Source organism: Neorhizobium galegae (genome assembly GCF_017877055.1).
In the GTDB taxonomy this organism is placed as follows: domain Bacteria; phylum Pseudomonadota; class Alphaproteobacteria; order Rhizobiales; family Rhizobiaceae; genus Neorhizobium; species Neorhizobium galegae_D.
Window position 1 is genome coordinate 796,098 of record NZ_JAGIPG010000001.1, and the last position, 20,387, is coordinate 816,484.

The 20,387-nt window shown below is 61.8% G+C and carries 21 protein-coding genes; 9 read left to right on the plus strand and 12 right to left on the minus strand.

The features are described 5' to 3' along the window. The first annotated feature begins 115 nt into the window (after positions 1–115). Positions 116–2,374 (plus strand): methyl-accepting chemotaxis protein, encoded by a 2,259-nt coding sequence (locus tag J2857_RS03585; RefSeq protein WP_245363002.1) that lies wholly within the window; start codon positions 116–118, stop codon positions 2,372–2,374. Between the two features lie 115 nt (positions 2,375–2,489). On the opposite strand, the gene J2857_RS03590 is transcribed toward J2857_RS03585, so the two are convergent. Continuing rightward, positions 2,490–3,380, minus strand: coding sequence for a DMT family transporter (locus J2857_RS03590; protein WP_210008634.1), 891 nt, complete (start codon positions 3,378–3,380; stop codon positions 2,490–2,492). A 289-nt stretch (positions 3,381–3,669) separates the two neighbouring features. On the opposite strand from J2857_RS03590, the gene J2857_RS03595 reads away from it, so the two are divergent. Then, on the plus strand, positions 3,670–4,968 hold the full coding sequence (locus J2857_RS03595; RefSeq protein ID WP_210008636.1) for an adenylosuccinate synthase: 1,299 nt from the start codon (positions 3,670–3,672) through the stop codon (positions 4,966–4,968). Between the two features lie 59 nt (positions 4,969–5,027). Beyond that, positions 5,028–7,676 carry a hypothetical protein gene (locus J2857_RS03600; protein ID WP_210008638.1) on the plus strand — a complete coding sequence of 883 codons (2,649 nt, stop codon included), beginning with the start codon at positions 5,028–5,030 and terminating at the stop codon, positions 7,674–7,676. Positions 7,677–7,732: 56 nt separating this feature from the next. Here J2857_RS03600 and J2857_RS03605 read toward each other — a convergent pair whose 3' ends face one another. The 6 genes from J2857_RS03605 to J2857_RS03630 all read right to left on the minus strand — a co-directional run bounded on the left by J2857_RS03605 (position 7,733) and on the right by J2857_RS03630 (position 12,784). Continuing rightward, positions 7,733–8,809 (minus strand): D-alanine--D-alanine ligase family protein, encoded by a 1,077-nt coding sequence (locus J2857_RS03605; protein ID WP_210008640.1) that lies wholly within the window; start codon positions 8,807–8,809, stop codon positions 7,733–7,735. 212 nt (positions 8,810–9,021) lie between these two features. Continuing rightward, the gene (gene rpoH / locus J2857_RS03610; protein ID WP_037076844.1) at positions 9,022–9,924 is read right to left on the minus strand and encodes an RNA polymerase sigma factor RpoH; all 903 of its coding nucleotides are present in this window, start codon (positions 9,922–9,924) and stop codon (positions 9,022–9,024) included. Positions 9,925–10,192: 268 nt separating this feature from the next. Then, a complete protein-coding gene (locus J2857_RS03615) occupies positions 10,193–10,501 on the minus strand; it encodes a DUF1127 domain-containing protein (RefSeq protein ID WP_210008642.1) in 309 nt (102 codons plus the stop codon). Positions 10,502–10,603: 102 nt separating this feature from the next. Continuing rightward, the gene (locus J2857_RS03620; protein ID WP_210008644.1) at positions 10,604–10,765 is read right to left on the minus strand and encodes a hypothetical protein; all 162 of its coding nucleotides are present in this window, start codon (positions 10,763–10,765) and stop codon (positions 10,604–10,606) included. Between the two features lie 92 nt (positions 10,766–10,857). Next, on the minus strand, positions 10,858–11,691 hold the full coding sequence (locus tag J2857_RS03625; protein ID WP_210008647.1) for a helix-turn-helix domain-containing protein: 834 nt from the start codon (positions 11,689–11,691) through the stop codon (positions 10,858–10,860). Positions 11,692–11,761: 70 nt separating this feature from the next. Continuing rightward, entirely contained in the window at positions 11,762–12,784 is a 1,023-nt protein-coding gene (locus J2857_RS03630; protein ID WP_210008649.1) for an RluA family pseudouridine synthase, read from the minus strand. A gap of 45 nt (positions 12,785–12,829) precedes the next feature. On the opposite strand from J2857_RS03630, the gene J2857_RS03635 reads away from it, so the two are divergent. After that, positions 12,830–13,216: a hypothetical protein gene (locus J2857_RS03635; protein WP_210008652.1), complete on the plus strand. Its 387-nt coding sequence runs from the start codon at positions 12,830–12,832 to the stop codon at positions 13,214–13,216. After that, a complete protein-coding gene (locus J2857_RS03640) occupies positions 13,216–14,052 on the plus strand; it encodes a TrmH family RNA methyltransferase (RefSeq protein WP_210008654.1) in 837 nt (278 codons plus the stop codon). Before J2857_RS03635 ends, J2857_RS03640 begins: the two co-directional genes overlap by 1 nt. A gap of 5 nt (positions 14,053–14,057) precedes the next feature. Here the strand turns inward: J2857_RS03640 and J2857_RS03645 are convergent, their stop codons facing one another. Both J2857_RS03645 and J2857_RS03650 read right to left on the minus strand, forming a co-directional pair. Next, entirely contained in the window at positions 14,058–15,263 is a 1,206-nt protein-coding gene (locus J2857_RS03645) for a hypothetical protein (RefSeq protein WP_210008656.1), read from the minus strand. A 158-nt stretch (positions 15,264–15,421) separates the two neighbouring features. Beyond that, positions 15,422–16,024, minus strand: coding sequence for a DUF1134 domain-containing protein (locus J2857_RS03650; RefSeq protein ID WP_370649327.1), 603 nt, complete (start codon positions 16,022–16,024; stop codon positions 15,422–15,424). A 184-nt stretch (positions 16,025–16,208) separates the two neighbouring features. Between J2857_RS03650 and chpT the strand changes: the two genes are divergently transcribed. Both chpT and J2857_RS03660 read left to right on the plus strand, forming a co-directional pair. Beyond that, a complete protein-coding gene (chpT, locus tag J2857_RS03655) occupies positions 16,209–16,856 on the plus strand; it encodes a histidine phosphotransferase ChpT (RefSeq protein WP_210008658.1) in 648 nt (215 codons plus the stop codon). 104 nt (positions 16,857–16,960) lie between these two features. Further along, entirely contained in the window at positions 16,961–17,323 is a 363-nt protein-coding gene (locus J2857_RS03660; protein WP_210008660.1) for a response regulator, read from the plus strand. Between the two features lie 145 nt (positions 17,324–17,468). On the opposite strand, the gene ctrA is transcribed toward J2857_RS03660, so the two are convergent. Beyond that, positions 17,469–18,167, minus strand: coding sequence for a response regulator transcription factor CtrA (gene ctrA, locus J2857_RS03665; protein WP_007769464.1), 699 nt, complete (start codon positions 18,165–18,167; stop codon positions 17,469–17,471). A 423-nt stretch (positions 18,168–18,590) separates the two neighbouring features. Here ctrA and J2857_RS03670 point away from each other — a divergent pair, with 423 nt between their 5' ends. Further along, entirely contained in the window at positions 18,591–18,941 is a 351-nt protein-coding gene (locus J2857_RS03670) for a hypothetical protein (RefSeq protein WP_046603647.1), read from the plus strand. Positions 18,942–19,062: 121 nt separating this feature from the next. Here J2857_RS03670 and J2857_RS03675 read toward each other — a convergent pair whose 3' ends face one another. Continuing rightward, positions 19,063–19,341: a GNAT family N-acetyltransferase gene (locus tag J2857_RS03675; RefSeq protein ID WP_210008662.1), complete on the minus strand. Its 279-nt coding sequence runs from the start codon at positions 19,339–19,341 to the stop codon at positions 19,063–19,065. A gap of 107 nt (positions 19,342–19,448) precedes the next feature. Here J2857_RS03675 and J2857_RS03680 point away from each other — a divergent pair, with 107 nt between their 5' ends. Further along, positions 19,449–19,901 (plus strand): paraquat-inducible protein A, encoded by a 453-nt coding sequence (locus tag J2857_RS03680; protein ID WP_210008664.1) that lies wholly within the window; start codon positions 19,449–19,451, stop codon positions 19,899–19,901. A 90-nt stretch (positions 19,902–19,991) separates the two neighbouring features. Here the strand turns inward: J2857_RS03680 and J2857_RS03685 are convergent, their stop codons facing one another. Further along, positions 19,992–20,267, minus strand: coding sequence for a DUF1153 domain-containing protein (locus J2857_RS03685; protein WP_007769470.1), 276 nt, complete (start codon positions 20,265–20,267; stop codon positions 19,992–19,994). Positions 20,268–20,387: the final 120 nt, after the last annotated feature.

The following is a 20,387-nucleotide window of genomic DNA, read 5'->3' on the forward strand; positions in this document are numbered from 1 at the left end:
GCGTTGTATTTAATTGAATATTTAACGTTCTGCGCGAGGTTTGGCCATCTTTCCCGTCCAGTCCGGAAAGCCGTCGAACCGGCCAACCGGTGGCGGTTGTTTGAAATAAGGAGTGATGCAGGTGCGGATTTCGATCACGCATACTTTGATACTGGCTTTTGTTGTTCTGAGCCTGGGCATATTGGGTCTCATGGGCAAAATGCTGTCTCAGGAGATCGACCGCTACCGAAACTCCACCCGGCTCTCGGAACTGGCGCAGCTTGACGAAGCGCTTTTCAATGCGCTGATCGGGCTGCGCGGCGAGCGTGGCGGCATTTCGTCGGCCATCAAGCTGGAACCTGCAGAGGTCGCCTCCAGCCGCAAGAACATCGATACCGGCCGCGAGTCGATGGACAAAGCCTTTTCGGCGGTGAAGACCCTGACCGCCGACGTCGAGCAGGCAAGCCTGCGCGGTGCGATCTCTCCCGTCCTCAACGCCTATACGCAGTGGACCGGCTATCGTGCAAATGTGGACACGGCGCTCACGCAGGCGGTCAAGGATCGCGATCCGGCGCTCGGCAAAGCCGTGCTCGGACTTGCCGATACGATGCTGGCCGATCTCGAAAAGGCCGCCAATCAGGTCGAGGCCACCATCAATGCGCGCGGACCCGGGATGATCATGTTCACCCAGATACGCTCCCTTGCCTGGACGGCGCGCACGCAGCTCGGTACCGCCAACTCCACCTTCGTCAATGCGCTGATCGCCAAACAGCCGCTTTCGGCGGAGAAACTGACCGAGATTGCTGTTCAGGATGCGCGCGTGGCAACGGCATGGGATGTCATTACCCAGCTTTCCAACGCCGAGACGACCCCGGAGAAGATCAAGACGCTCCACCGGACAGCGCAGACGACCTATTTCGGCGGACCGTATGCCGAGCAGCGCAATGCTGCCCTCAAGTCATTCCAAACCGGCAAGCCCTTCGACATGGCGGTCGACGACTGGCGTAAGCCCGCCGCACCCGCACAGGCTTCGATTGCCGATATGGCCTCCGCCTCGCTCAACGAAATGACGAGGCTGACGGCGGAAGAGGCTGCGTCCGCAAAGCAATCCATCATCGTCTACAGTGTTGCGACCGTCATCGCCTTTGCGCTTTCGCTTCTCGGCATCTACACGGTCATCGTGCGGATCGCCAATCCGATCAGCCGGTTGACGGGTGTGATGCGCACGCTCGCCGGCGGCGACCTTTCCGTCGAAATCCCCGGTGCTGCCCGCACCGACGAGATCGGCGATATGGCGCGCGCCGTCGAAATCTTCCGCGAGGCTGCGCAGCAGAACCGCCAGCTCGAGGCGGATGCCGAACACTCCCGCAAGGCCGCCGAGGCCGAACGCATCGAATTCCAACGCAGGGCAGAGTCCGAAGCCGAGGAGCGGTTGACCCAGGCCACCTCGGAACTCGCCTCCGGTCTGAAGCGCCTTGCTGCCGGCGATCTGCTGTGCGAGATCGACAAGGAATTTTCCGAGCAGTTCGAAACCTTGCGCCATGACTTCAACAGCTCGGTCCGCCAGTTGCGGACTGCGCTCGAAGGCGTGAACCGGACCGCCCAAAGCGTTCGCAGCGGCAGCGACGAAATCTCGACCGCTTCCGACCAGCTTTCGAAGCGGACGGAACAGCAGGCTGCATCGCTGGAAGAGACCGCGGCAGCGCTGGAAGAGGTCACGACCAACGTAAAGCAGACCTCCGAAAGGGCGAGCGAGGCACGGGAAATCGTCCGCGATGCGAGCTCCCGCGCGCAAAGCTCCAGCACCGTCGTTTCCAACGCGGTCAATGCGATGCAGAAGATCGAGATGGCGTCGAACCAGATCAGCCAGATCATCGGCGTCATCGACGAGATCGCGTTCCAGACCAACCTGCTTGCCCTCAATGCAGGCGTGGAAGCTGCCCGCGCAGGCGAGGCGGGCAAGGGGTTTGCGGTTGTTGCCCAGGAAGTCCGCGAACTGGCGCAGCGCTCGGCCAAGGCCGCCAAGGAGATCAAGACGCTGATCGGCAATTCCGAAGCCGCGGTCAACCAGGGCGTGGTTCTCGTCAATGATACCGGCGACGGCCTCAAAGAGATCGCCAAGCTTGTTGCGGCGGTCAACCAGCATATGGAGGCGATCGCCATCGCCGCGAGCGAGCAGGCCTCCGGTCTCTCGGAAATCAATACGTCCGTGAACCACATGGACCAGATGACCCAGCAGAATGCGGCCATGGTCGAGGAAATGAATGCAGCCGGCGCCTCTCTGGCGCAGGAAAGCAGCCGCCTTTCCGAACTGTTGGCGCGCTTCGAAACGAGCCGAAATAACGTGCGCGATCAGCGGTCGTTCGCTCCGGCAAGGATGGCGATGGCCAGCTGAGGACGCACTGGACCGGTCATCCCGCCTTATGCAAAGCGGCGGAATTTGACCGGTCGGGGATTTCAGAAACGCCGGCTCGTCTGCACGGGCCGGCGTTTTCCGTTTTAAAGAGGACCTATCGGTCCGTGTGGGGTTTTCCCCATTCGGCGATGGCGATGCCGCCGAGTGCCAATGCCAGCGCGATGATATGGAAGAGCTGCAGGCTCTCGCCAATGATGGCGACCGAGAGCAGCGTGCCGAACACCGGCACGAGATTGATGAACAGCCCGGCCCGGTTGGCGCCGATCTCCCCGACGCCCTTGATGTAGAGCACCTGGGCGATCAGAGAGGCGAAAATGGCGGTATAGAGCACCACGATCCAGCCCTCGGTGTCCGGCCAGATCAGCCGGTCGCTCGAATATTCCCAGAGTGCCAGCGGCAGCGAGAAGATCATCGCGAAGAAGGCGGGGACCGCCATCAGTGTGCGCCAGTTGACCTTGGGACGCCATCTCAGCGCCACCGTATAGATCGCATAGGCGACGATCGCGATCATCATGATCGCATCGCCGAAATTGACGGTCAGCGTCACCAGCGCGCTCAGATCGCCGTGGACGGCGGTGAGGACGCCGCCGAGAAGCGTCAGGGTGAAGCCGAGGATCTGGGCCCAGGACACCTTCATGCGGAACAGCACGAAGTTGATGACGAAGATCAGCATCGGGATGACCGCCTGCTCGACCGTCACGTTGATCGCCGTCGTGTAGTTGACGGCGGTATAGAGCGCGGCGTTGAAGACGACATAACCGACGACGCCGAGGAAAAGGAGAATCGGCAGGTTCTTCCTGACGACCGGCCAGTCCTTGATGAGCTGCGGCAGGGAGATGGCGAAGATGATGGCGACGGCGAAGAACCAGCGCCAGAAGGTCAGTATCATCGGGCTGACATGGCCGACGGCGAGCTTGCCCGCTACCGCATTGCCGCCCCAGGCCAGGGTTGCAATGATGAGCGAGAGATAGGCCTTTTTATGCAAAATGGTCTCCGGCGCCGGAATATGACGGCGATTTCAGGGATGGCGGGCGGGAAATAGCGTGCGATCCACGCTTTTGTCACGTAAAAACCACGCCTAAGTGACAAACAGGTCGCTTTCCATCGGCCGAGGCTTTATAGATGCGGCCGTTTGCAATGCCCCTGAACGAGTTCTCTCCGCCAAAGGCAGTGCATGTAAAATCAAATTGGCGCATCGACCGTATATCAATATTGATCTACGGAAGGTGCGCGTGTGGTCGCGTGGGGCTTTGCCCGCAATACAGGAAACGCAGATGACGAACGTAGTCGTGGTTGGTTCGCAATGGGGTGACGAAGGCAAGGGCAAGATTGTCGATTGGCTTTCCGAACGTGCCGATATCGTGGTGCGTTTCCAGGGCGGTCACAATGCGGGCCATACGCTCGTCATCGACGGCGTCAGTTATAAGCTCTCGCTGCTGCCCTCGGGCATCGTCCGTCCCGGCAAGATCGCGGTGATCGGCAATGGCGTCGTGCTCGATCCGCATGCGCTGCTGGCCGAAATCGAAAAGCTGGGCGCGCAAGGCGTCAAGGTCACGCCCGAGAACCTGCGCGTTGCCGATAACGCCACGCTGATTCTGTCGCTGCACCGCGAGCTCGACGGCATGCGCGAAGACGCCGCCTCCAACAGCGGCACCAAGATCGGCACGACCCGCCGCGGCATCGGCCCGGCCTACGAGGACAAGGTCGGTCGCCGTGCGATCCGCGTCATGGACCTTGCCGACCTGGAGACGCTGCCGGGCAAGGTCGATCGTATCCTCACCCATCACAACGCGCTGCGCCGCGGCCTTGGCGAGAAGGAGGTCTCCCACGAGGCGATCATGCAGGAGCTGACCTCGATCGCCGACCGGGTGCTGCCCTTCCGCGAAACGGTGTGGGAACTGCTCGACAAGCAGCGCCGCAAGGGCGCGCGCATCCTGTTCGAAGGCGCTCAAGGCTCGCTGCTCGATATCGACCACGGCACCTATCCGTTCGTCACCTCGTCGAACACGGTTGCCGGCCAGGCGTCTGCCGGTTCCGGCATGGGGCCGGGCTCGCTCGGCTATATCCTCGGCATCACCAAGGCCTATACGACCCGCGTCGGCGAAGGCCCGTTCCCGACCGAGCTGAAGGACGAGATCGGCCAGTTCCTCGGCGAGAAGGGCCATGAATTCGGCACGGTCACCGGCCGCAAGCGCCGTTGCGGCTGGTTCGACGCAGCGCTGGTGCGCCAGTCGGTCGCCACCAACGGCATTACCGGTATCGCGCTCACCAAGCTCGACGTGCTCGACGGCCTCGACGAACTGAAGATCTGCGTCGGCTACATGCTCGACGGCCAGCAGATCGACCACCTTCCCGCAAGCCAGGGCGCCCAGGCTCGCGTCGAGCCGATCTATGTCACCCTCGAAGGCTGGAAGGAATCGACGGTCGGGGCACGCTCCTGGGCGGATCTGCCGGCCCAGGCGATCAAGTATGTCCGCCAGGTGGAGGAATTGATCGGTGCGCCGGTTGCCCTACTTTCCACCAGCCCGGAGCGGGACGACACCATACTTGTGACCGACCCGTTTGAAGATTAAAGTCAAGAATTGATTACCATTCGGCCGGCCTTCGGGCCGGCTTACATGAGAAAGTGCTGATGGCTGATTTTGTAGCGGTGATCCGCCGCGCCGTTGACGGTCTGGCGAACAATACGCCGGAGATGCGCGCGAAGGTGTATGACAAGGCTCGTGGCGCCGTACAGCGGCAACTCGAGAACATGAAGCCGCGTCCGCCTGAAGACATGCTGCGGCGGCAGCTCGAAAAGCTCGAAGTCGCTATTCTCGATGTCGAGAGCGAACATGCCGAAGCACTGGAACCCATAGCCGACGGCGCAGGTGCCGCGGACGGCCAGCCGATCGAGGAAGCTCCTGCGACCGAGAGCGATGTCGCAGAACAGCGGGCGGAGCCGGTCTCCGAATACCAGGACGACCAGCAGTCCGCTGCCGGACTGGCTCAGGCGTCGGAAGCCCATGAACCGGCAGAGACGCCGGCCGTATCCGAATCAGCCCCGGCCGTTCGCGCAGAGCGGCCGGTCTTTTACGAAGACGGTTATGAAGAGCCGGTACCGGCCGAGCCGGAGCCGGTCGCGCAAGAACCTGCCCACGTGGAGCCGCCGGTCTCCGAGCCGGCCGTCCTCCACGAGGCGGCAGCGGTTTCCGGTCAGCAGGAACCCGCCGCCCAGCAATATGGCGACTGGCGGGACGACGTGCCGTCGGAAGAGACGCCATTCGAACCGGCACCCTATGATCGTTCCGAACAGGCGCCCGAGCCTTCGCACGCTTTCGACGAGAGCACGATCGAATTCCCGACAGCCGCACCCCTGCCGGCCTCAGGGCCGGTTGTGCCGGAACCGGTCAATGCCGAACCGGTCGAACCCGTCGAGAGCGAGCCGGCAGAGGATGATTTCCCATATCCGACGCGCGGAGAGCAGACCGTCCAGCAGGCCGCTCCCGAATTCGTGGAAGAGTGGCGCAACGAACCGCATCCTTTCGAAGGCACGCATCCCGTCGAGGAACGGTTCGAGGCCGAACAGCCGGTCGAGGCCTACCAGCCGCCGGAGCCCCCCTCTGCGACCGAGCCGTCCAAGCCGATGGAAGAGGATTGGGGCTGGGAGGTGCCAGCGCAGGCCGAGCCTGCGGCGCCGAGCCAGGAGGCGGTCGCAGCCGCAGCGTGGAACGATGTGCCGGAACTGGTCACGGCCGGTCCTGTCGTCCCGATCGATCATGGGCACGGCGGCACGGCCACTCCGGTCGATGCCCATTTCGATGCGGAGACCCACGTGGCGGCCGATACGGTCCGCATGCCTTCTGCCGCCGATCTCCCGGAGTTCGCGCAGCCCGGCGCAGCGATCGCTGCAGGAGCTGCCGCCAACGATCCCTTCGCCGAATATCTCGATCAGCCACAGTCCAAGAAGGCTACTGCCGCGCCGGCGAAACCGGCTGACAGTGATCCGTGGGGTGATCTCGAAGAGCTGATCGGCTTCAACAAGGATGCTCCGTCCTCTTCGGGTGGCGGCGCGCGCAGCACGCTCCACACCGATGCCGATGCGGACGATCTGATGCATGCACCGGCCAGACCCTATCGGGTCACCCCGGTGCGCAAGCGCAACTATGCCGGCATCGTGCTGGCGATCGTCGGCCTCTTGCTCGTCGGCGGCGGCGGTTATGCAATCTGGATGAACCGCGACTCGCTGAATGACATGGTCGACGGCCTGATCCAGTCGAGCCTGCCCGGAGGCCAGACGGCGCAGCAGGCACCGCCGCCTGCGCCCGCGACACCGCAGCCCAACCGTAGCCCTTCGACGCCCTCCACCCCTTCGACGCCACCACAGAACGGTGCGGCCAATACGCCTGCCGCGCCGCGGACGGCGGACGGATCGACAGCCGGGACCAAATTCACACAGCGGCTGATGGCCGACGGCAGCGAGGTCGATGAGGGACCGGGCGTCACCGCCGGCCTGGCGCAGAATGCCGAGGGTCAGTCGGTAGCGCAGCTCAACGCTCCGCCCGCCAATCCTCCGGCGCAAAGGGCGCCCACTCCGAGCGCGCCGGCTGCTGCCCCGCATGCTCCGAACGGCAATGCCAATGCGGCACCGGCTCAAACGCCACCAGCGGTGCCGTCTCCGAATGCCGCCACCCCGCCTGCCAGTCCGTCCTCGGCAGGCCTGGCGAATGCTCCGGCGGTCGCCGGCGAGAAGATGTTCCTTTATGAGGAGCGGATCGGCCAGACCGCGCCGACGGCCATCGACGGCTCGGTCTCCTGGTCGCTGCAGCGCGAGGCAGGCGCCAACGGCCGGCAGGAACCGGTCGTCCAGGGACGTATCAACGTGCCGGGCAGGGGCCTGACGGCGCTGATGACCTTCAAGCGTAATACCGACCCGTCGCTGCCGGCCAGCCACCTGGTCGAAATCGTCTTCGCCGTGCCGCCGGACTTCGAAGGCGGTGCAATCGAAAGCGTGCAGCGCATCGCCATGAAGGCGAGCGAGCAGGACCGCGGCAATGCATTGATCGCGGTGCCTGCCAAGATCACCGACGACTTCCACATGATCGCACTCAACGATTTCCCGGATGCACGGGCGACCAATCTGGAACTCCTGCGCAGCCGCAACTGGATCGACATCCCGATCGCCTATCGCAACGGCCGCCGCGCGCTCTTGACCCTCCAGAAGGGCCCGAACGGCGAACGCGCCTTCAACGACGCGATCCGCGAATGGGGCACGCTCGGGGCGACCGCCAGCGGGCAGTAAGATTGGGTGGTGTCGCGAACCCGGCGAGGGCGCGCGACACACTCCTGTCCTACGCTCTAAAGGGATCGGGCTGCCCGCGCCAGTCCGTGTGCGACCAGGCGGTCGATGATCTCGGGATAGCTGACGCCGCTCACCCCCATCACCTTGGAATACATGCTGATGTTGGTGAAACCAGGGATCGTGTTGAGTTCATTGACGAGAATCCGCGTGTCCGGTGTAACGAAGAAGTCGGCGCGCGCCATGCCGTCGCAACCCAGCGCGCGAAAGGCCCTTTTGGCAATGGCACGGATTTCATCCTCGATCTCCTGGGGCAAATCCGCCGGCACTTTCAGCGCCGCGCCGTCGCCATCGATATATTTGGCGTCATAGGTGTAGAAGCCGTGGGTTTCGGCAGGGATGATTTCCCCAGTCCGCGACACGAAAAGCCCGCCTTGGGTATCTTCAAGAATTGCGCATTCGATCTCGCGGCCGCGAATGAATTCCTCGGCCAGAAGCTTGTGGTCATGGCGGAAGCCTTCCGAAAGCGCCGCTTCATAATCCGCCTTGGCCGAGACTTTGCTCACTCCCACCGAGGAACCCTGGCGGGCTGGCTTGATGAAGAGGGGGAGACCGAGTGCTTCTTCCAGTTCCCCGAAATCCGGCACCGCCCCCTGATGAATTGTGACGGATCGTGCCGCCGGCACGCCCGCCTCGATGAACAGGCGTTTGGCGATATCTTTGTCGAGGGCGTTAGCGGAGCCGGGAATGCCGCATCCTGCGAGCGGTACGCCTGCCACCTCGGCCAGCCCCTGGACCGCGCCATCTTCGCCATGGATGCCATGCAGGACGGGGAAGACGATGTCTATGCCCGGGAGTTCGTAGGGAGAACCATGCCCGGGAGATGCGATCGCCCGCCCACGTCCTCCAGGGATGAAGCAGAGTTCCGTGCCGCTGGTGGGCCGCGCGAGCGCACCGTCCTCGAAGGCGCTCAGCAGCCATTGCCCTTCACGCGTGACGAAAACCGGGACGGCATCGTATTTTTCCGGATCCAGCGCATGCATGACGTTGGTGGCTGAAAGCACCGATACGTCATGCTCCGCCGAGCGCCCGCCAAACAACACACAAATACGCAATCTGTTCGAAATGTCGGTCATGAATATCCTTCCCATCGGACTGTTGCGGAGAATCTCGGTTTCACCCCGGTTCCGCGCCGGATATCTGCATCACAGAATCCGGATATTCTGCGACGTGCGATATATTTCGCAGAGATATTCTTCGGCCCGCCAGACTCGAATTCCGCAAAAGCGCCCGAAAAAAAAGGGGCCGCCAAAGCAGCCCCTTTCTGATTGTTGGCGTCGAGCCGGATTTACGCGTCGACGACGCGCAGAGCGTTCGCCTGGGCGAGCGCTTCCTTCTGAACCGCTTCCTGCACCTTTTCGAAGGCGCGGACTTCGATCTGGCGGACGCGTTCGCGGCTGATGTCGAACTCGGCCGACAGCTCTTCCAACGTTACCGGATCATCGGACAGGCGACGGGCCTCGAAGATGCGGCGTTCGCGATCGTTCAGCACGCTCAAGGCCTTGGCCAGCATGCGGCGGCGTGTATCGAGCTCGTCCTGCTCGATCAGCACGGCTTCCTGGCTTTCATGGTCGTCGACCAGCCAATCCTGCCACTGGCCGGATTCGCCTTCGGTGGCGCGGATCGGCGCGTTCAGCGAAGCGTCGCCCGAAAGGCGGCGGTTCATGGAAACCACTTCCTCCTCGGAGACGTTCAGCTTTGTGGCGATTTCAGCCACCTGGTCGGGCTTCAGATCGCCTTCGTCGATCGCCTGGATCTTGCCCTTCAACCGGCGCAGGTTGAAGAACAGGCGTTTCTGGTTGGCGGTGGTGCCCATCTTCACGAGCGACCAGGACCGCAGGATATATTCCTGGATCGAGGCCTTGATCCACCACATGGCATAGGTTGCCAGACGGAAGCCACGTTCCGGGTCGAACTTCTTGACGGCCTGCATCAGGCCGACATTGCCTTCGGAGACGACTTCCCCGATCGGCAGGCCATAACCGCGATAACCCATGGCGATCTTTGCCACGAGACGCAGGTGGCTGGTGACCAGTTTGTGGGCCGCATCCCGGTCGGCATGTTCGGCATACCGTTTCGCCAGCATGTATTCCTGCTGCGGTTCCAGCATGGGAAACTTGCGGATTTCATCGAGATAACGGTTGAGGCCGGCTTCACCGGCAGTAATGGAAGGCAGAGTATTGCGGGCCATAAAGCACCCCTTTCCGATCTATGTATCGGCTCCCTTTTTGATCTAGCTGTGCATGCTGAAGGCGAGCCAAGCGGCGCGGATCATTCTCGACCCCACACCGATCCAGGTGACAGATAAGTACGGCAGAACAGTGATTCAAGTCATCACGGATGCGTTATATCATTACAACTTGGTAATATACAGCGCGTTCGTTTGACTCACTGGAAGGCGGGGCGATTATGATCGACGCGGGTCTGTGAGTGTGTCTTTGCCACCTATCTCTGCTGACTCAGAGGCATTTGCGTTCCAGGCCATGCGCGTTGCTGCGGCGGTAGCGGCTGACATCGCCATAGGCCTGGCTACGGGAGACGCCGATATCCTTCAACTGATCGTCGGTCAGCTCGAGCAGCGCCAGCCGGTTCCGGTGCTGGCGGAGTTTTCTGGCTATGGCGGCGACCAGGCGGTGCAAGGGCGAGGGTTCGACGGCTGTTTCAACGTCGGTTGTGGGGGCCTGATGCTCCGCGATGGGCGGCAGTTCCAAGACAAGGTGATAGCGTTCCGATGCGCGGTCAAAGACCGCCCGGTTCTCGTTCTTCATGATCTTTCTCCTGGTGGGATGCCGGCCGATCCGCGGCCGGCGTTCAGGAGGCGGGCGGCTGCCGCCCGCCTCGTTGTCCGTTGTTTACTTGCTGGATGCCATTTACTTATTGGTTGCCTGGGCGCTGCGGGTCGCGACTTCCGCTTCCCGCAGCGCTTCGGCACATTCCTCGCAGCAGACTTCGACCGTCTTGCCGCCGATCTTCACTGCAATCCGGGTCGAATCGAGTTCGCAGTCGCAGGCGGCGCAGGTATTCTCTTTCATGATGGCTTCTCCCGATGTGTACGTTGCAGGAGGAGAAGAGCATTTTATGGGGATGTTTCGCTGTCAGAATCTTTAGCGACTTTGCCGGCGCGCTATCTCAAGCCCGCAAATCGCTGGAACTCCGCCGGCGTGCGGCCATAGGCCTGACGGAAGGCGGAAGAGAAGTGGCTGTGGCTCGAAAAGCCAAGTTCCAGCCCGAGCTCGGTTAGGTCGTCATAGGTGCCGAGTAGGTCGAGCGCCCTGGCCAGCCGCAGGCGAAGCTGGTAGCGGTAGAGCGGTGTGCCCTCCACTTGCTGGAAGACCTGGGTCAGATAGACCGGCGAGACGCCGGCCTCCCGGGCGATCTCGGCGAGGGTCCAGCGGCGTGCAAGATCGGAGGAGAGGGCGAGCTTGGCGCGGTCCACCAATTTCTGCCGCCCCGCACTGGCGGTCGCGGCGCGGGCGGTCCTGACCCCGACGGAGCGGCGCACCAGCGTCATGGCCAGCGTCTCGGCCTCTAATATCTCGGCGGCGCCGCGCATCAAACTGTGGCGTAGCAATGCCACCAGCGCCTGGGCGCGCTCGTCGATCCTCAGCCGCTGCTTGTCGAAGACGAAGCGCGATCCCTTGGGGTTGCGGTGCTCGGCCGGGACCAGTTCCTCCAGCATCGCTTCGGGCACGTCCATGCTGAGGCATGAATCGCCGCCTTCGACCGGATGGCTGATCTGATAGGCCTCGTCGCAGTTGAAGAACAGGACCTGGTTGGCTTCCGCCACCGTATCGTCGCGGCCGACATGGCGCATGAAGACGCCGCGATAGGGAAAGACGAGGCTGGTCGCATGCGAGCATTCCTCATCGCTCCTGTGCCGGCATTCGCCGCTGCACACGACGTCGCGGACCTTGATCAGGTCCGTATCGAGGAGTTCCGTGACGGCGAGCTGGCTCATGGAGGACCTTGGGATGCCTCTGAAGTATCGTGAGTTATATACTCTCCAACGTTACCTCAGGCCACCCGTTTCATGCCTTCAGCGCTTCGATCAACTCTGCCATATCCTCCGGCATCGGCGCCTCGAATTCCATCACCTCGCCGGTGCGGGGGTGTTCGAAGGCGAGCAGGAAGGCGTGCAGCGCCTGGCGCGGAAAGCGGTTGACGACGTCCTTGGCGAAATCCGGCAGCAGGTTCGCCTTGGTCTTGAAGCCGGCGGAATAATCCTGGTCGCCGATCAGCGGGTGGCCGATATGGGCCATGTGCACGCGGATCTGGTGGGTACGCCCGGTTTCCAGCCGGCATTCGATCAGCGCGGCAAGCGCTGTCGCGTCCGGCTTCTCGTGGAACCGTTCGATCACCTGGTAATGGGTGATGGCCTCGCGGGCATCGCTGCTGTCTTCCTTCTGCACGGCGCGCTTGGTGCGGTCGCCGGCGCGGCCGAGCGGCGCATCGATCGTGCCCTTCAGCCCGCGCGGGCGACCCCAGACGACCGCCTGATAGGCGCGCTCCAGCGGCCCGGAACGACCGTGGTCGGCGAACTGGTCGGCGAGGTGGCGGTGGGCGATGTCGTTCTTGGCGGCGACCATGACGCCGCTCGTATCTTTGTCGAGCCGGTGGACGATACCGGGGCGCTTGACGCCGCCGATGCCGGAAAGGCTCGCGCCGCAATGGTAGATCAGCGCGTTGACCAGCGTGCCGGTCCAGTTGCCGGCGCCCGGATGGACGACGAGGCCGGCGGGTTTGGCGATGACGATCAGATCGTCGTCCTCGTAAAGGACTTCGAGCGGGATATCCTCGCCCTTGGGCTCCGGATCCTCGGGTTCCGGAAGCTCGATCTCGACTTTATCGCCGGCATTGATCTTCTTCTTCGGCTCGGTGACCGGCTTGCCGTTGAGGCTGACGGCGCCCTGTTCGATCAGCACCTTGATGCGGTTTCGCGAAAACTCGCCTTCGAGCACCGAGGTCAGCCAGGCGTCCAGCCGCCCTTCGGCCTCGTCGGAGGCAGTGAGGACTTTCCTTGGACGCTCGGCTTCTTTAAAGGGATCGTTCATTCAATCATTCCGATAACATTCGACAAGAACAAGGACGTCCCCCTCATGCCCCAACCCGAAATCGAGGAACAGGAAGAGCCGCTTGATCCGGCAATGGAGAGAATCCGCCGGAAAATGGTGCTTCTGATACTCGTTTCGGGCGGGATCTTGTTCGTCTGCTTTATGGCGGTCCTTGGCGCCATTGTCTACAAGGTCGCTCAACGGCCCGCCAAGCCCGAGACGATCGCCTCGACCGGCGGGTTCTCGGTGCCGGCCGGCCAGCCGCTCGCGGCAACCGCCGAACTGCCCGCCGGCTTCGTCGTGCAGGGCGTATCGCTCTCCGGCAGCCAGATCCTGTTCTACGGCCTGCTGACCGGCGACCAGAAGGTCTTGATCTACGATATCGCTGCCGGCCGCATCGTCGCCGATGTGACGGTGGCGATACCGCAATAATGGCGCCGATCCGCATCGATGACGCGGACGATCCGCGGATCGCCGAGTTCCGGTCGATCCGCGAGCGGGACCTCACCGGGCGGGAAGGCAGGTTCATAGCGGAAGGAACAGTGGTGCTCAGGATGCTCGCCAGCGCGCATGGTTCGGGCGGCGATTTTCTGACCGAGAAGATCCTGCTGCTTGAAAACCGGGTTGCGGGGCTTTCCGAGATCCTTGCAGGTTTTCCGGCAGATATTCCGGTCTACGTGGCTTCGGCCGCGGTGCTGGATCAGATCGCCGGCTTCCACCTGCATCGGGGCGTGCTGGCGCTTGGACGCCGCCGACAGGAGAGAACAGCCGACGACCTGGTTGCCATGTTGCCCGAGAAGGCGCTGGTGGTCGCGGCTTTCGGGATTTCCAATCACGACAATATCGGTTCCATATTCCGCAACGCCGCAGCCTTTGGCGCCGATGCGGTGCTGCTCGATCAGGGCTGCTGCGATCCGCTCTACCGCAAGTCGCTGCGGGTCTCCGTTGGAGCGGTTTTGTCGGTGCCTTATGCGCGGCATAGCACGATGACGGATATCCTAGCCGTGCTGATGGAGAGGGATTTTGCCGTCTGGGGGCTTTCGCCCGTGGGTTCCGTGGAAATCCGCGATGTGCCGCCCTCCGACCGTATGGTGCTGATCACCGGGACGGAAGGCGAGGGACTGCCCGCACAGGTCCTCAGCCGCATCCGATCGGCGCGGATCGCTCAGGCACCGGGCCTCGACAGCCTCAATGCGGCGACGGCGACCGGCATCGCACTCTATGAGATCGCCATGGCGCAGGGTCGCCTATCTCAGGGCAGGTTATAGAGGTCTCAGGTGTTCGCGTCCTGACGGGCTGCGAGCGTCTTCTTCGACTTCGCGGCGAGGCTTTCCCGGTTGCTGTTTCCGGACTTGCCGGACAGGATCTTGTGAATCGGCGAGGCCGAACCTTCGGACGCCGCCGTCATGGCCACCATGCTGGCGGCTATCGAGGCGAGTTCCTGGCGAATCGCGTCGTCACTGCCGCTGCCCTTTTGCAGGCGTTCGGAGAGCGCCGTTGCCCTGTTGCGGGCATCTTCAGCCATCCTTGCCACGATGGGATCGACATCCGGCTGTCCGGAAATCCGGGCTTGTCTCGGAGGCGGGGCATGCGGGATTTCGCGCAGGTTGATGTCCTCCGGAGTGATCTTCTTCTTCGGCGTTGCCTTTATCATCGGGCGGAGAGCCGCCGAATCGCGAAGGGCGCGACTGGAATCCCGCGCTTCGGCGCTGGCGCCTTTCAGCTTGTCCCGCAGGCGGGCGATCTCGGCAAGCCTGCGTTCCAGCGCCGCCTCCCTGTCCGCACGGTCGGCGATTTCCTTGGCAAGCTTGTCCTCGAGCCGCTGGACGCGATGCTCTTCCTGGGTAAGCCGTGCCTCGGCGTCCTTGGCGCGGGCAGTCTGCTGCCGGACGTCGTTGCGCAGCGTATCGCGTTCGTCGCGCAAGGCGGTGACCCGGGATTTCAGGTTTTCGACCTCGGTGTCGCGGGTGGAAAGATCGATCCGGAAATTGTCGGCCTCGGCGATCATCAGAAGCTGGCGCTGCTGCAGCTTCTCGATCTCCAGATCCTTGGCAGCGACCGTTTCCTCGGCGGTTTCGAGCGCCGCCTTCAACTGCTGGATATAGCTGTCTTCCTGACGAAGGCGCGAACGGGCGTCGGCAGCCTCGACATCCATGGTGTCGATCTGGGCGCGCAGGTCGGTGATCTCCGACAGCAACTGCGTGGCCTCCTCGGCCAGCCTGTCGCTCTTGATCTGTAGCGCGACCGCCCGGTCCCTTTCCTGGACGAGTTCCTGCTTGGTGCGGGCATTCTCGGCCGCATAGACGGCGCGGGCCATGTCCCGCTGGGCGCGGACTTCCTGCGGGCTGATCGGCAGCGTCGCCTTGATGCGGTTTTCGGTGTAGCGGACGATGCGATTGTGGACCGCCGGTGCAACCAGCATCACCGCAAGTGCAGCGCTCAGGAAACCCAAGCCGAACAGAAGAGCAAATTGGATCACGATGAGGCCGTTTCGCGGTCTGGATGGGAATGCGCAGGCTGTTTAAGCATGGTCACATTCAACCGGCAAGCGCCCTTCGGGCAGAAGGCCGGATTACCGGCCGCTCTGGTGCAAAACATGAATTCCCCTCCGTTGTCCTCGGAGGACAATGGCGAATTTCAGAAAGGGTTCCAGGTCGGCGACTGGGTGAGCTTCAGATAACCGACATTGATGCCGAGGCGAGCACCGAGGCCGGTGCGAATCGGCACGAGAATCATATTGTTGTTGCGCAGCACCGTCATGCCGACGCCGGCGACCACGAAGGCGGAGCCCGACACACCGCCGAAGCGGGCATAAAGGCTGTTCACCGAGGGCAGGTCGTAGACCAGCATCATCGCGCGGGTGCCTTGGCCGCCGTAGTCGATGCCGAGCGAGGGACCCTGCCAGAAGACCGGGTGCTGGCCGGCGTTCTTCGTATAGAGCTCGCCCTCGCCATAGGTCAGGCCGGCGATGAACGCGCCCGAGCCTTCCTGGCCAAGGATATAGCCGTTCGGCAGGCCGTATTGCGAAAAGGCGTTCTCCACGACCTTGGCAAGGCCCCCGCTGGTGGAGCCGAAGAAGCCGTGGCCGGCATCGACGATTTCCTGGGCGGAATATTGGTTGGAGCCCTGCTGGGCGGATGCCGGGCCTGCGAAGACCGCCACGGCTGCGATCACGGCAAACACCGTCGCTGCGAAACGAGCGAGAGCGGAAGGGGTGTGGATGCGCATTGTCAGATCCATGATTGTATCATCCAGGGGCACGCCTTTTGCATCATGCTTAAGGCCCGGCCATTTTGAAGCCATGATCTTAACAATCGGTTTACCAAATATGGTGTCATTATGGCCAGGAACATTGCTACACCCTCGCGCAACCTTCAGATGGCAAGGCGAATATGGGGGGAGCATTCCCAAACAGGAGACCTACATGCCGAAGAATCCGAATCTTACCCTCGCCGGGCCAGATCTCGCGGCACTTCTGTGCAGCCGCGTCTGCCATGACGTGATCTCCCCGGTCGGCGCGATCAACAACGGCCTCGAGCTTCTCGACGAAGGTGCCGCCGACAGCGACGCGCTCGACCTCATCCGCACCTCGGCGCTCAATGCCTCGGTGCGCCTCAAGTTCGCGCGGCTCGCCTTCGGTGCTTCCGGCTCGGTCGGCGCCTCGATCGATACGGGCGAGGCCGAGAAGGCCGCCAAGGATTTCGCCATCGCCGAAAAGAAGACCGAGGTCACCTGGAACGGCCCGCGGGCGATCATCGCCAAGAACCGGGTCAAGCTGCTCCTCAACCTCTTCCTGGTCGCCTATGCCGGCATTCCCCGCGGCGGTTCGGTGGACGTAACGCTGGAAAACCCGGAATACGACGCGAAATTCATCCTCACCATCAAGGGACGGATGATGCGCGTGCCGGCCAAGTTCGTCGAGATCGCCAGCGGTACCCTCGAAGAACCGATCGATGCTCATTCGATCCAGCCCTATTACACGGTGCTGCTCGCGGAAGAGTCCGGCATGGAACTGAGCCACGTGGTTTCTGAAGACAAGATCGTTTTCATCGCCGAAACCGTGGCTGCTTGAAACGATCTGTGGTTGTTTGGCGCCGGAGGGTAACCATTCATTAGCGCCATCCCCCTAAAGATAGATGCTCGGGACCAGAGCGGGTTCAGCGTCAGGGGGATACGATGCAGCGTTTAATGATTGCCGACGGATCGGACATCGTACGCACGGTCGGAAAGCGAATCCTGTCGGAACTGGGCTTCCTCGTGATCGAGGCCAGCACCGCGCGCGAGGCGGCCACGCGCTGCAATGCCGAGCTTCCCAACTTCCTGATCGTCGATGCCGCGCTGGAAGGCGCGCTTGAACTCATCGGCACCATCCGGGCGATGCCGAACGGCAAGAGTGTCCGCATCTTCTATTGCGTCATCGAGGCGGACCTGAAGAAGATGATGGCCGGCAAGCGCGCCGGTGCGGACGATTTTCTGCTGAAGCCCTTTGATCGCAAGATCCTGACGTCGGTCTTCTCGGCCCTGGCGCAGGCCGCCTGATTCTCAAAGCCGATACATCCACTCGACTGGCTGCAGCCTGCATGATTGCCGGCTCGCGTTTCGTTTCGGATCCGCAGGCAGATCAAAACAAAACGTCCGCCTGGCAGCCAGGCGGACGTTTTGGATAAGGGGATTTTCAAGCAGCTCAGGCGGTTTCGGCGTATTCCGCCTCCGGTTCGCGCAGCACGTAGCCGCGGCCCCAGACGGTTTCGATGTAGTTGGCGCCGCCGGCGGCATTGGCGAGCTTCTTGCGCAGCTTGCAGATGAAGACGTCGATGATCTTCAGTTCCGGCTCGTCCATACCGCCGTAAAGGTGGTTCAGGAACATTTCCTTGGTGAGCGTGGTACCCTTGCGGAGCGAGAGGAGCTCCAGCATCTGGTATTCCTTGCCCGTCAGGTGAACGCGCTGGCCGCCGACTTCGACGGTCTTGGCGTCGAGATTGACGATCAGTTCGCCGGTGACGATGATCGACTGCGCGTGACCCTTGGAACGGCGGACGATCGCGTGGATGCGAGCGACCAGTTCATCCTTGTGGAAGGGCTTGGTCATGTAGTCGTCGGCGCCGAAACCGAGGCCACGGACCTTGTCTTCGATGCCGGCCATGCCGGACAGGATGAGGATCGGTGTTTTGACCTTCGAAAGCCTCAGGGTGCGAAGCACTTCATAGCCCGACATGTCGGGCAGGTTGAGGTCGAGGAGAATGATATCATAGTCGTAGAGCTTGCCAAGATCGACGCCTTCCTCACCGAGGTCGGTCGTATAAACGTTGAAGCTCTCCGATTTCAGCATTAGCTCGATGCTTTGGGCAGTCGCGCTGTCATCTTCGATGAGTAGAACCCGCATATTTTTCCCCTTTACCGCCGCGTAAGGTCTCGTTGCCCCCTTACTCGATACGGATCCAGACTGAGCCTGATTTGGAAGCTGCCACTAAATGGTTAACAAATTATGATTCAACCTGGCAAGGTTCATGATTTCGTTAAGCAAGATTAGTAGCAACCTGTTTTCCCTTCAAGTTTGGCCATCACCAGGATTGAATCCGCGGATGAGGAAATTCCGCTAAGTGATTCATTCGACTCATACATTGTCGCGGCCAATTTAGGCCCTGGCATTTACCGACCCTTAAACGATCCGGTTTATCATTAATGATGCCCGTAAACGAAAGGTTAACGCGACGCTTGATTTATTAACGTCGCGAGAATTTTTTGATCCGGAGTGTACCAATCCGGATACACGGGCCTGGGTCTCGCTATCCACGGAGTATTGCGTATGAAGTCGCGTGACAGCATGGTTCGCCTGAAAAGCTTTCAGGTCACTGAAAAACGTCGTCAACTGCAGCAATTGCAGATGATGATGGCTGAATTCGAGAGAATGTCTAAAGAACTCGAGCATCAGATCACTCTGGAAGAGAAGAAATCCGGGATCACCGACCGGAATCACTTCGCTTATCCGACCTTCGCGAAGGCCGCCCGCCAGCGCGCGGACAATCTTCAGGTCTCGATTCGTGAACTGAAGGTCCAGGAGGAGAGCGCAGAACTGGCGCTCGAGGAAGCGGAAGCCGAATTTGCCAAGGCTTCGGCGCTCGAAGAGCGCGATGGCGGAATGCGCGCCCGGGCTTAACACAGTCGGGCGGCATCAAAGACGAAAATGCCATAATCTGGGGCGGTGCCGCGGCGCCAGGCCCCATTTCCGTATTTTTCGGCTCTCGTTAACGTTTGTGATTCGGGCTCGGGCCCTTCCGTTAGCGAAGAATATCCTGCCAGTCCGGATGGCGTTCCGCCTGGGCCTTGAAGAACGGGCAGAGCGGAATGATTTTCCAGCCGCCTCTGCGGGCTTCTTCGACCGCATGCTGAGCAAGCGCCTGACCGACGCCTTTTCCGCGAAGCGCATCCGGAACGCCGGTATGATCGACGATGACAAGTTCCGGAGAAGCGCGCGAATAGGTCATTTCGGCATAATGACCTTCGACCTCGGCCACATAACGACCGCCAGACCGTGTCTCTTCCAAAGTAATATTCATGATTGTCCCGCTTTTGTCCGTTCGCCGATGGTGTAATACGGGGAGGGCCGAAGGGAAATAGCCAAGGCTCCCTTACCAAGGGTGACACATCGTCAACGGAGAAAGCGATGAACTGGCTGCGGCCGCTTCTTCTCGCGCTGGCCGCGATCTTTCTGGCGCTCGGGCTCTTTTTGCCGATCATCCGTTTCGAGCGGCTCTATTTCTTCAGCGAGACGCCGTCGCTGCTGGAACTCGTCGCGGTGCTTTTCCGGGAGGGAGACCTGGCGCTGTCGCTGGTGGTCGGCCTGTTTTCGATCGTTTTTCCGATCGTCAAGTTGGCAGGGCTGACCGTGCAGTTCTCCGGACTGGCGGCGGAGGCAGGATTTTTCCGCCGCGCGATGCCGCATCTTTCGAAATGGTCGATGATGGACGTGATGCTGGTGGCGATCGTCGTCTTTGCGGCGAAGAGCAGCGGCCTGGCTGTTGCGGTCTCGCAGCCGGGCCTCTGGTTCTACGCCGCCTCGGCCATTATCGCCGGGGTGCTGCCGTCGCTCCCCCGGATCGGACCCGGGCAGAATTGAGCCGTCTTCCAGAAACCGAAAGGTGCCGTTGCGTTGGTGGCAGCGGCACCTTTTGTTTTCCGGTGCGGGTCTGCGCCCGCGAATTCGGCGTCAGTGACGATATTGCTGGATGCGCGTGGTGCGCAGGCCGGCCAGGCCGTGATCGTTGATGGAGGACTGCCAGGAGAGGAATTCCTCGACGGTAAGCGTGTAACGCTCGCAGGCTTCTTCCAAGCTCAACAGGCCGCCGCGAACCGCGGCTACCACCTCTGCCTTCCGCCGGATAACCCAGCGGCGCGTATTGGCCGGCGGCAGGTCGGCGATCGTCAAGGGGCTGCCATCGGGACCGATGACATATTTAACTCGGGGACGTATCAATTCGGTCATTGAACTCTCTACACAACGCAAGACCACGTCGGTGAGCCTAGCGGCCCAGTTTTAATATTTGACTAAACAGGCCGCAGCATTTGTTCCAACTGTGGCAACAATCGCGCTGCGTGTCCCTGG